Here is an 11,742-nt window from a genome sequence, read left to right on the forward strand (position 1 = left end):
TTTCCCACCCTATCAAGATGAAAGTAAATCTGATCAGAAAAAACGACGACTTCCTCATGGAAGCGACCAATGACACCGGCAATACGGTTATTATGGATGCAAACCCTGCCATCGGCGGCGGCAATATGGGTTTTCGCCCTATGCAGATTGTATTGGCAGGACTCGCTGGCTGTACATCGATTGATGTGCTGATGATTCTGAAAAAGAAAAGACAGATCGTCACCAGCTACCGGGTAGAAATAGAAGGTCAGCGGGATGAGGGAAAAGAGCCTGCCGTTTTTACCCATATCCACATCCGGTTTTTACTTTCAGGCGATCTTGATCCGGCAAAAGTTGAGCACGCGATCAACCTTTCACTCGAAAAATACTGCTCTGTCGCCAAAATGCTTGAACAAACAGCTGAAATCACATCCAGTTATCAGATTAACTAATACGACATGTCCCATTTCGAAACTGATGCTATACGCAACCAGATGGATCGTTCCGCCTTCCGTGAACATTCCGCGCCGGTCTATCTTACCTCCAGCTTTGTCTTTGACGATGCTGAGCAGATGCGGGCCCTGTTTGCAGACGAAATTCCCGGGAATATCTACAGCCGGTTTTCCAACCCCAACAATACCGAGCTGGCAGATAAAATATGTCAGATGGAAGGTGCAGAAGCTGCCTATGCTACAGCAACCGGTATGGCAGCAGTTTTTACTACGCTGGCAGCCCTGTGTGCTTCGGGTGATCATATTCTGGCCTGCCGGTCAGTATTTGGCTCGACTCATTCGATTCTGACCAAACTGCTGCCCAAATGGAATATTACCCACACTTATGCAGACATCAACGATACTGATTCGTGGGAAGGACTGGTACAGCCGGCGACAAAAATCGTATTTGCAGAAACGCCCAGCAATCCGGCAGTTGATGTGCTGGATATGGAATGGCTGGGTGAATTTGCCCGCCGGCATGGCTTGATCCTCATTATCGATAATTGTTTTGCGACCCCTTATATTCAGCAGCCCATCAAATATGGCGCCGACCTGGTGCTCCACTCTGCCACCAAGTACCTCGACGGTCAGGGACGTGTATTAGGCGGCGTGATTGCAGGCAGACAGGATTTGGTGGATGAGATTCGACTTTTTGCCCGGCATTCTGGGCCATCCCTTTCGCCCTTTCATGCGTGGATTCTCTCCAAAAGTCTGGAAACGCTGGCGATTCGCATGGAGCGGCACTCGCAAAATGCATTGGCTCTGGCAGAATGGCTGGAAAGTCAATCCGATGTGCTAAGGGTAAGGTATCCGTTTCTCCCCTCCCACCCTATGTATGAAGTCGCCCGTAAGCAGATGCGAATGGGAGGCGGAATTGTCTCTTTTGTTGTTGAAGGCGGAATTGAAAGAGGTCGGAAGTTTTTAGACGCGCTGCAAATGGCTTCGCTTACGGCTAATCTGGGCGATACGCGTACCATTGCCACGCACCCGGCATCTACCACGCATGCCCGACTGTCAGATGCAGAAAGAGAAGAGACCGGTATATTGCCCGGTCTCATAAGAATATCTGTAGGGTTGGAACATATCGACGATATCATTGCTGATATCAGACAGGCACTTGCGCAGTCGCTACAATAATTTTAGCGACGGTTAAACATGCCCATATTTCCCAGGGAGCGCGGAGGTTTTCCACCACCGGCACCTGCGGTATTCATCTTTTTCATCGCTTTCTTCATCGTACCAAACTGATTGAGCAGTTCGTTGACCTCCCGGATGGTGCGGCCACTTCCTGCGGCAATCCTGCGACGGCGGGAGCCGTCGATAATATGAGGTTTTACCCGTTCTTCTTTGGTCATCGAGTAGATGATCGCCTCCACATGCTTAAAGGCATCGTCTTCCAGCTCAACATTCCGGAGCATTTTACCCATACCGGGAATCATCGAGATCAGGTCTTTAAAATTACCCATCTTCTTGATTGTCTGAATCTGGGAAAGGAAGTCATCAAAATCCAGTTCGTTTTTCCGGATTTTTTTCTGCAACCGCTCTGCCTGGTCCTGATCAAACTGTTCCTGCGCACGCTCTACGAGAGTCAGTACGTCCCCCATTCCCAAAATACGGGAAGCCATACGCTGGGGATGGAAAAGATCGAGGTCATCGAGTTTTTCGCCCGTGCTGACAAATTTGATGGGTTTTTCCACCACGGAGCGGATAGAGATTGCCGCACCGCCACGGGTATCACCGTCAAGCTTGGTTAGTACCACGCCATGAAAATCAAGTCTGTCGTTGAAGGCTTTGGCCGTATTGACGGCATCCTGACCTGTCATCGCATCCACGACAAAGAGGATTTCATTGGGATTAATCGCCTTTTTTACCGCTTCAATTTCCTGCATCATCTGCTCATCTACCGCCAGACGACCGGCGGTATCCACGATGACTACATCTTTACCCAGTTTCCGCGCATGCGCGATGGCATTTTGGGCAATCTGAACAGGGTTTTTATTTTCGATTTCTTTATACACATCCACCTGCACCTGCTCGCCCAGCACGCCCAACTGATCAATCGCAGCGGGGCGATACACGTCCCCGGCTACCAGCAGCGGGTTTTTACCTTTACTTTTCAGGTATTTGGCGAGTTTGCCAGTGAAGGTAGTCTTACCAGAACCCTGAAGCCCTGCGACCAGAATAACAGTGGGTGGGTTTTTAGCAGACGCGAGGCCCTCATTGGTGCCTCCCATCAACTTCGAAAGTTCTTCATGGACGATTTTCACCATCAACTGACCCGGGGTGACCGAGATCAGAATTTCCTTACCCAATGCCTCGTCTTTTACCTTTGCCGTAAAATCTTTGGCAACCTTATAGTTTACGTCTGCATCAATCAGTGCCCGCCTGATCTCTTTAAGGGTTTCGGCAACATTGATTTCGGTGATCTTACCCTGACCTTTCAGTTTGCGAAAGGCGGTTTCTATATTTTGGGATAAACTTTCGAACATAATTCTTACTCTGGTTTTCTAGTCTGCAAAATAAATCATTCAAACACAGGAAAACAAAAATGAATCGCGGGAAAATCCTAACGGATCAGGGTAACCGTGCCCTTTCTTTCGTATTTCAGGTTGTTTTCCCCATAACCGGTTATTACAAAGACATACACACCTTCAGGAACGGCAACGCCCTGGTATGTGCCATCCCACAGAAAATCTCTGTCGTCTGACTCAAAAATTTTAGGTCCCCAACGGCTGAAGATTTTTACATTCAGACTGCCGATTCCATAATATCCAACTTTAAAAAAGTCATTTACGCCATCCGCATTGGGAGTAAATCCACTCGGAACGTGAAGGGTAACATTCTCGACCAACAGATCCTGCCAGACTGTATCAGGACAACCCTGCGCAGAAAACGCAATCAGCATTACCCGGTAAGTGCCTGCGGCGGGGAAAATATGCGCAGGATTTGTTTCGGTGCTTTGGCGGCCAAAACCAAAATCCCACAAATAAGAAGAAGCACCGGTGGAGGTATTCACGAAATTGACTTCTTCCGGTGCCCATCCCGGGTTGGGGTTGAATGTGAAGGAAGCCTCCGGATAATCAAAAAACACATCAATGGTAATAGAATCCCGAATACCCTCGCAAGCTCCGACAAATGCAGTCGCGTAGTAAGTAGTGGCCTGCTGCGGTACAACGGAAATCGTAGCCGTCGTATCTCCGGTGCTCCAGAGATAAGAATCTCCCCCCGATGCAGTCAATATAATACTGCCGCCCACACATATCTGATTAATTCCCTCGATTTGGGTTATCGGGCGGGGAACAACGGAAATCAGCACAGAGTCCCTGTTCTGGCAACCACTCGCATCTGTACCAACCACGATATACAGGGTGTTATTGATAGGGGTGGCAACCGGGTTGGGCACAAGCGGATTCGACAACGTATTTTCCGGAGACCATTGGTAGAAGCTGGCACCGGTAGCGCGAAGCTGAAAAGTTTCGCCCTGACAAATCGTGGCATCTTCTCCGGCATTTACCGGGGGGAGGTCATTTACACGAATCGTCATGGAATCAGTATCCTCACATCCGGAAGAATCAATCACCGTCACATAGTAAGTAGTGGTTGTATCTGGGGAAGCCGTAGGGTTGGCAATATTGGGATCGGATAATCCGACGACCGGCGACCAGCGGTAAAACACCCCGCCAAAAGCCTGAAGTTGAACCGTACGGCCAAAACACATCTGAAGATCTTCCCCCGCTTCAGCAACCGGATTAGGCAGAACCTCCACAAGAATATCCTTAGAGCTGATACACCCATCTGCACTGGTGGCCAAAACGGTATAGGTGGTAGAAACAAGCGGTGACGCGACCGGGCTTGAAATCGTCGTACTGCTTAATGTCCCATCGTTGGGCGACCATACCCAGGAAACCCCATTGCTGGTCTGAAGCAGCAGACTATTCCCATTACAGACAAAAGTGTCTTCCAGCGTAAACACCTCAAAGACTTCAATTCTGACTGAATCAAAAGACTCACAACCCAGCGCATTTTCCGACCGAACGTAAAAAACGGTCGTGGTATCGAGATTGGAAACCGAAGGATTGGCGATGGAAGGATTGGAAATCACCGCAGAAGGCGAGGCTGTCCATTCATATAAAATACCGCCGTTTGAACTGGCATTCAACAGAAAAGACCCTCCACGACAGACTACAGAATCTGGCCGGGCGGTTACTTTAAAGGTATTATCAACCAGGACGGCAACGGTATCACTGGCTTCACAGCCATTTACATCCGTGATTGTCAGGATATATTGTCCCGAAGCAGGAGGTGCTATGGAGACCTGAGGCAAGGAATCAGGAGAAATGATTCCAACAGAGGGAGACCATTGATAAGAAACCGCAGAAGTCAGCGAAAGAAGGGTAATGGTATCCCCGGCACAAGTATTAATATCCGGGCCGGCATCAACATCGGGCGGCGGGAAAACAATAATGGTGCGAAAGGAAGTATCAGATATATTACAACTCGCAGAGTCTGTGACTACCAGCATTACTTCGTATGTTCCTGCATTCTGAAATACATGGGTAGGCTCAAAGAGCCCGGAAGTCGCCCCGTTGTCATTGAAGCTCCAGAAGTAGGTAGGGTTACCGGGGACGGTACCCAGAAAACTTGTATTATCAAAATTGACAGTCAGCGGCGCACAGCCTGTTGTGGATATAATTGGCTGGTTAAACTGATCCAGCGGCACAAAGCTGGCCTCAATACCGGCAAGATCAAACGACATTTTGAAGATTGCGAGATTACAACCATTGGCAGATAGGCCGGCAACTCCGTTGGCGCCGTTGGTCGTGCTCCACACGCTGGAGGGTTGCGCGGGAAAAGAGGAATTTCCCCAACAACCGGCACAAACCGCGTGATAGACGACGCCATTTTTGTCAAACCGGCTGGTTCCACCATCTACGTGATCTCCGGCGGAAGTCGCTGCGGTATTGTCTCCTCCCAAAAAGGTTCCATAGATCAATGATTGTGCGTCCCGGCTCAGCACAATCATATAAAAATCACTGCCATCATTGGGGTTGGGGTCAAACGCATCCGATGTTATCGGCATGCCAATCACCGACCCGGTTGTATTGGTAGATCCGCCCCAGCCCGAAACATAAATATTGTCGCAGCGGTCCACCAATATGGCCGTCGGGCTGATATTGGGGGAAGCGGAGTTTACCGAACCAAATACCGTCGAGAAAATAGGCGCCGAAAGGTTGTTTTGCAGTTTTACGATAAACTGTTTGGCATTGCTGTTGAAATAAACCGGCCCGGAAGGGGGGTTGAGAATCGGATAGTTTCCGTTTGACTGACCGCAGATATACACATTAAAATCTTTATCCAGATCAAGCAGATATACCTGATCGTAACTGGCTGTTCCGATATAGGTACTGGCGAGCAGCGTATTGCCGTTGCTACTGATTTTGGACACAAAACCATCAGTTGTTCCTCCATGATAGGTAGTGTGATAGGTATTGGTGGGGAAATTCGAACTGCTCGTGCCACCGGCAACATAGACATTATCCACAGTATCCAGCTTCATCGTGTAAGCAGCATCTGCACCAGATCCCCCGAGATAAGTTGCCCAAATCATGGAAGAAAGATCATTATTCATCTTAAACACAACCCCGTCCTGTCCGCCTCCAATGGTGGGTTGTGCATGGCCCGCTGTACCGGGAAAATTGGTTGAGTTGGTCTGCGCAGCAACAAAACAGTTTCCCTGTGCATCGAGGATAATTTCTCCCCGCGCATCGTCACCATAGTTAAACTTGGTAGAGGTAAACACCAGCGGGTTATATCCAGCCGATCCGTTTACCCCGTCATCTCCCGTACCGCCGACAAAAGTGGAAGCTAACAATCCGCCGGCAGGGCTGATTTTTGCGACAAAAATATCAAAGCCGGAAGACTTGGTATTGTCAAAAGCGCCCTGGGTTGTGGGAAAATCGAGTGAGTTGGTGCGGCCATAAACATACAGGTCGCCGAGGTTATCGGTAACCAGACTATGCGGCTGTTCACTGGCATTACCGCCCAGATAGGTGGAAAACATGAGATTAGAACCATCCGGACTAAATTTGGACAAGGTTACGTCAGAATCACCGCCCTGAAAGGTAGTTTGAAAAGCACCGGTAGTAGTTGGATAACCGCTATTGAATGCATTACTCCATACAAACCCACCGGCATAGGCATTTCCCAGATCGTCATAGGTGGCGGTAAATCCCCAGTTGTCTGCATGAGAACCCGTATAAGTAGAAAAAATAAGGGTGGGATCAATCACCAATTCGTACTCAGGATCATAGCCATTGGGAAAATGATAAGAGAGCTGAGTGCCCTTTAGCCGAAATTCACAGGCAACCTGACGTTTTTTTCCGTTGATATTTTGATACGCGACGGGAGGAAACTCGGTAGTACTCCGCAGAGAAGTTTCAATATGCAGGGCGCCTTTGCTGATAAATATTTTATCTACGCCTTCATAACTGACCTGAATAGAAGCAGGGTCTCCGCCAGGTTTTATGATAAAATCATATTTCATGGCATCCCCCAGGCCATAGAGCCGGAGATCAATCTGCGGATATAGCTCAGAATAGGTCAATAGCCCGTAAAGCCCTACATTTTCAGCCCAATGGGCCGGATCATTGCCGTAGTAATAATTGTGATACTGGGGATACAACATCTCCGGAACAATGCGGGCGTTTTTATTCGCACCCAAAAATCCCATCCGGTAAGTATGGGAACGAAACTGACGTTCCGACTCAGGTCTTTCCGACAAAGCGGGAAGTCCATGCCCCTCATGCGGCATATCATAAAAATAATAAGTCAACTGGTTGTCTTCAACAAAGATATGGCCACCATTAAGCCTTACCCTATATCGAATCACATCCTCCCACTGGCCTTTGTTTTCAATAAACCGAAGGTCGCTTTGCCCCATCGCCGGATCCTGAACATCCATAGGAGAGAGCTGGTCTGCAGTTATATAGGTAATGCCGGCTGCCAATGCAGTCAGCAAAATTGCCAGAATCGTAAACCGAATTTTCATAAGCCAGGAATTATACCTTTTTTTGCCCCGTATCCGACAGAACGTAAATCATGAAGAAATGGCTGCAAATGCCTGAGTCCAGAATATGTTTTGTTCTATAACGAAGGTACAAATTAATTTCTTTTACTTTAACGAGCAGCACCGATTGAAATATAAACGCAATTCTGCCAGTCTTCATACACAGAATGAATAATCGTGTCGTTTATAACCATAACCGTTTGCAATTACTTTGATAAATGGTTTTCATCTGCGATTTTTGCAATATGAAGCGTCAGTCAGAAACACGGGAAAACTATCTTAAATGTATTTTTAAATTTTCAGGTTCAGGGGAACGAGTTTCCACCAATACCCTCGCCAATTTCCTGAAAACAAGTCCGGCTTCCGTCACCGACATGATCAAAAAGCTCAAAAAAGACGGATTAGTGGATTACCTGAAACACCAGGGAGTAACCCTTACTCCCGCGGGAAAAGAGATTGCATTGAAAATTTTGAGGAAACACAGACTATGGGAAGTTTTTCTGGTGCAGAAACTCAACTTCTCCTGGGATCAGGTACATGATATGGCCGAACAACTGGAGCATATCGATTCCAATGAGCTGATTTCCGCTCTGGATAAATTTCTGGGTTCTCCCAACTTTGATCCGCATGGCGATCCGATTCCCAATGAAAAGGGTGAAATACCGGACAGAAATACCTACTTTATTTCGGAAGCTGAACCCGGAGAAGAAGTTGTAATTGCCTCCGTAGGGCATTCCGACCCGGATTTCCTTCAATACCTTGAAAAGGTAGGCCTGACGATCAATCGCAGAGTAACTGTCGTAGAGAAACTAAGCTTTGATAATTCCCTGCAAATCATCGTACAGGGCGCACAAATGGTTATCAGCGGAAACGTTGCACACAATCTATTGGTTCTTCGGGACGTGTAATTTGAATTTTGATCGTTATCTTGCAGGCTAACCTAAAGGATAACCAATGATCCACACTGACGAAATCACTACCTCCAAAGCGATCGAACTGGAAGACCAGTTTGGTGCCCACAACTACCACCCACTGCCTGTGGTTCTCTCCCGGGGCGAAGGAGTTTTTCTTTGGAGCCCGGAAGGAAAACGCTATTATGATTTTCTTTCAGCCTACAGTGCTGTCAATCAGGGGCACTGCCACCCTCGTATCATCGACGCCCTGGTAACTCAGGCATCAAAGCTGACGCTTACCAGCCGGGCCTTTCACAACGATGTACTGGGGGTGTACGAAGCCTATATGACCCGCCTGCTGGGATATGACAAACTATTACCGATGAATACCGGCGTGGAAGCGGGAGAAACTGCTGTCAAACTTTGCAGAAAATGGGCGTACTCAGTCAAAGGCATTCCGGAAAATCAGGCGAAGATCATTTTTGTTCAGGGAAATTTTTGGGGACGTACGCTTGCCGCTATTTCAGCTTCCACTGACCCCTCCAGCTATAAAGGGTTTGGGCCCTATATGCCCGGATATGAAATTATTCCCTACAATGACCTCGCAGCTCTGGAATCGGCACTTCAGGATCCACATGTTGCGGGATTTATGGTAGAGCCGATCCAGGGAGAAGCAGGGGTGGTGGTCCCTGACGAAGGCTATCTGAAAAAAGCACATGAAATCTGCCGGCAGTACCAGGTGTTGTTTATTGCTGACGAAGTGCAAACTGGCCTTGCCCGTACCGGAAAAATGTTGTGCTGTGATCACGAAGAGGTAAAACCCGATATTCTTATCCTCGGCAAAGCACTTTCAGGTGGCGTATTGCCCGTTTCGGCAGTACTCTGTGATAACGAAATCATGATGACGATCAAACCGGGAGAACATGGCTCCACCTACGGAGGGAACCCCCTGGCCTGCGCCGTAGCTATGGCAGCCATGGACGTCCTGATAGAGGAAAAAATGGCAGAGAATGCTGAAATCCTGGGGAAGGTTTTTAGGAAAAAAATGCAGGACATTATTGACAAACGCCCCGATATCCTGACCCTTGTCAGAGGAAAAGGTCTGCTCAACGCCATCATTATCAACGACAGCGAAGAAAGCCATACAGCCTGGAATATTTGCCTGAAACTTGCAGAAAACGGACTATTGGCAAAACCAACACATGGCAATATTATCCGTTTTGCACCGCCGCTGGTGATTTCGGAAAGCCAAATGCTCGAATGCTGCGAAATTATCGAACAAACCCTGCTGGCATTTCAAAAATAAAATGTATACTTTGGTCGTAATATATTTGATGCGGTAAGCCCCACCCGCCAAGTATGATGCCCAATGCAAACACAACAATGGCTATGGCCCGTTTTACCACAAAACTCGTACGAATTGTTTTTCTTGTTCTATTTTCGCCAATGCTGACTTCGACGGCTCAAAACCGACCGGAAATCATTGACCTTCAAAGCCGCCCCGTAACGGTTCAGGCAACCCAGTCCATTCTCTGGGAAATCACCAAACCCGGTCTTGAAAAGCCCTCCTATGTCTATGCGATTCTCCACCTGGTACCGGCTGATAATTTTTTTATACCGGCAGAAATCAATCATTATATTCAATTTTCAGATAAGCTGGTGATGGAAGTCGATCCGGCAGAATACGATCCCGACTATCTCTATCGCGGGGCGGTTCCCTTTGACTCTACCCTTGACCTGATTTTTGATAAAAAGACCTTTGAAAAGCTGGAGAACTTTGTTATGGATACCCTTTCCCCAGCCAGTCAGGGAAAACTTTTCAACCGCTATTCACCGAATGCCCTTGCCCGGCAAATCATTACCGATTATTGCCTGGGATATCTGGAAAAAGAAGAACCCATTGATTATGAATCCTACCTCGCCAAGGCGATTTCTCTTCCACTCAAAACGTTAAATACCGGCTGGACCCGCGCTACGTGGCAAGAGGATGAGTTTTCTATACGGGAACAGGCAGTCAACCTGCTATTTACGATAAAGGAAAAAGATAGCTTATGTGTGTTGTATGACGAGTACCTCATGGCTTACCGGAGACAGGACCTCGATGCACTCTCTATGCTTGCGCAGGAAGTACCGGACCTGGGGTGGAATGCCCACGATTTTGTGGAAGCAAGAAACCGCGACTGGATAAAATCCCTGGACTGGCAACTTAAGCGGGAAAGCCTGTTTATTGTCGTTCATGCGGTACAACTTCCGGGCGAATTTGGACTCCTGCATCTGCTGAGAAAAGCGGGCTATGAAGTCAACCCGATTCTGCTTCGGATTCCTCCCTATAAAAACGATCCGCAACGATACGCAAACCCTAAAAAATGATCCCTACCCTGGAAAAAATCCTATGAAACATTTATTGTTGTTGATCCTCGTACTGACTGGAAGTGGTTATATTCCCCCAATCTATGCCCAAACTTCCGAATCCCAGGAAGAGGTAGCAGTACCCACAGAAGAGGAAAGCGGGCTTTTCTGGAAGATCACGAGAGATGACCTGGCACAACCCTCTTACCTCTACGGCACCATTCATATTATTCCCAAAGACTCATTTTTCCTGTTACCTCATGTAGAAGAAAACCTCGCCCTGGCTCAACGCCTGGTTTTGGAAATTCCGCTGGATATGAATGCCAGCGCGATGCTGAGCTCTACCATGCAAATGTTTATTCCTGAAGGGAAAACGCTCAAGGCGTTGATGGATCCCGAGGATTATGCCTTCCTTACCCAGTTTATGCAGGATAGTATTTCCACGCCCCTACCCTTCTATCAGCGGATCAAACCTATTTTTATTAGCCAGCACATTTCTACCAGTTACTGTTTTCCTCAGGAAATGGAGTCTTACGAGCTCTATTTTTCTTCGAAATGCAAAGCAGACAACAAACCTGTTTCCGGGTTGGAAACCATTAGCGAACAAATGCAATATCTCAATAATATGACCATGGAAGAACAGATCGCATCGCTGGTGAGTGTAATCCGCAATCCCCGGCAAGGTTGTCTGGAATTTGGCGAGATGATTGCTATGTACAGAAAACAGGATCTTACCTCCCTGATGAAAATGATGGGGGAAAGTGAAGATGTAAGCGAACATTTGGACCAGCTACTGGATGCCAGAAATCAGAAATGGATTGCAAAGATTGAATCTTTTGTAAAAGCCGAAAGTGTATTTATTGCTGTAGGCGCAGGACATCTGGGCGGTCCGAATGGAGTGGTAAACCTCTTAAAAAAACAGGGATACACGGTTGTTCCCATACGATAAAGTGAATTACTC

The 11,742-nt window shown here is 47.6% G+C and carries 8 protein-coding genes; 6 read left to right on the top strand and 2 right to left on the bottom strand.

Going from position 1 to position 11,742, the window contains the following annotated elements; translation table 11 throughout:
• Positions 1-17 precede the first annotated feature (17 nt).
• Positions 18-431 carry an OsmC family protein gene (locus R3D00_17810; GenBank protein MEZ4775045.1) on the top strand — a complete coding sequence of 138 codons (414 nt, stop codon included), beginning with the start codon at positions 18-20 and terminating at the stop codon, positions 429-431.
• 6 nt (positions 432-437) lie between these two features.
• Positions 438-1,610, top strand: a complete 1,173-nt coding sequence (locus R3D00_17815; protein MEZ4775046.1) for an aminotransferase class I/II-fold pyridoxal phosphate-dependent enzyme — start codon at positions 438-440, stop codon at positions 1,608-1,610.
• A gap of 2 nt (positions 1,611-1,612) precedes the next feature.
• Here the strand turns inward: R3D00_17815 and ffh are convergent, their stop codons facing one another.
• Positions 1,613-2,962 (bottom strand): signal recognition particle protein, encoded by a 1,350-nt coding sequence (gene ffh, locus R3D00_17820; protein ID MEZ4775047.1) that lies wholly within the window; start codon positions 2,960-2,962, stop codon positions 1,613-1,615.
• A gap of 77 nt (positions 2,963-3,039) precedes the next feature.
• Entirely contained in the window at positions 3,040-7,521 is a 4,482-nt protein-coding gene (locus R3D00_17825) for a PKD domain-containing protein (protein MEZ4775048.1), read from the bottom strand.
• Between the two features lie 263 nt (positions 7,522-7,784).
• Between R3D00_17825 and R3D00_17830 the strand changes: the two genes are divergently transcribed.
• Genes R3D00_17830 through R3D00_17845 form a run of 4 tightly spaced genes read left to right on the top strand, consistent with a single transcriptional unit; the run spans position 7,785 to position 11,730 of the window.
• Entirely contained in the window at positions 7,785-8,447 is a 663-nt protein-coding gene (locus R3D00_17830; protein ID MEZ4775049.1) for a metal-dependent transcriptional regulator, read from the top strand.
• Positions 8,448-8,493: 46 nt separating this feature from the next.
• Complete coding sequence (gene rocD, locus R3D00_17835) at positions 8,494-9,738, top strand: ornithine--oxo-acid transaminase (protein ID MEZ4775050.1); 1,245 nt, start codon at positions 8,494-8,496, stop codon at positions 9,736-9,738.
• A 53-nt stretch (positions 9,739-9,791) separates the two neighbouring features.
• Positions 9,792-10,802 carry a TraB/GumN family protein gene (locus R3D00_17840; GenBank protein ID MEZ4775051.1) on the top strand — a complete coding sequence of 337 codons (1,011 nt, stop codon included), beginning with the start codon at positions 9,792-9,794 and terminating at the stop codon, positions 10,800-10,802.
• A 22-nt stretch (positions 10,803-10,824) separates the two neighbouring features.
• Entirely contained in the window at positions 10,825-11,730 is a 906-nt protein-coding gene (locus R3D00_17845) for a TraB/GumN family protein (protein ID MEZ4775052.1), read from the top strand.
• The last annotated feature ends 12 nt before the right edge of the window (positions 11,731-11,742 follow it).

This window comes from Bacteroidia bacterium (assembly GCA_041391665.1).
GTDB lineage: Bacteria > Bacteroidota > Bacteroidia > J057 > J057 > JAGQVA01.

What these genes read in the sequence shown, in the direction of transcription:
- rocD (MEZ4775050.1), top strand. Translation starts at nt 8,494, where the DNA reads ATGATCCACACTGACGAAATCACTACCTCCAAAGCGATCGAACTGGAA.
- R3D00_17825 (MEZ4775048.1), bottom strand. Translation starts at nt 7,521, where the DNA reads ATGAAAATTCGGTTTACGATTCTGGCAATTTTGCTGACTGCATTGGCA.
- R3D00_17810 (MEZ4775045.1), top strand. Translation starts at nt 18, where the DNA reads ATGAAAGTAAATCTGATCAGAAAAAACGACGACTTCCTCATGGAAGCG.
- R3D00_17815 (MEZ4775046.1), top strand. Translation starts at nt 438, where the DNA reads ATGTCCCATTTCGAAACTGATGCTATACGCAACCAGATGGATCGTTCC.
- R3D00_17830 (MEZ4775049.1), top strand. Translation starts at nt 7,785, where the DNA reads ATGAAGCGTCAGTCAGAAACACGGGAAAACTATCTTAAATGTATTTTT.
- R3D00_17840 (MEZ4775051.1), top strand. Translation starts at nt 9,792, where the DNA reads ATGATGCCCAATGCAAACACAACAATGGCTATGGCCCGTTTTACCACA.
- ffh (MEZ4775047.1), bottom strand. Translation starts at nt 2,962, where the DNA reads ATGTTCGAAAGTTTATCCCAAAATATAGAAACCGCCTTTCGCAAACTG.
- R3D00_17845 (MEZ4775052.1), top strand. Translation starts at nt 10,825, where the DNA reads ATGAAACATTTATTGTTGTTGATCCTCGTACTGACTGGAAGTGGTTAT.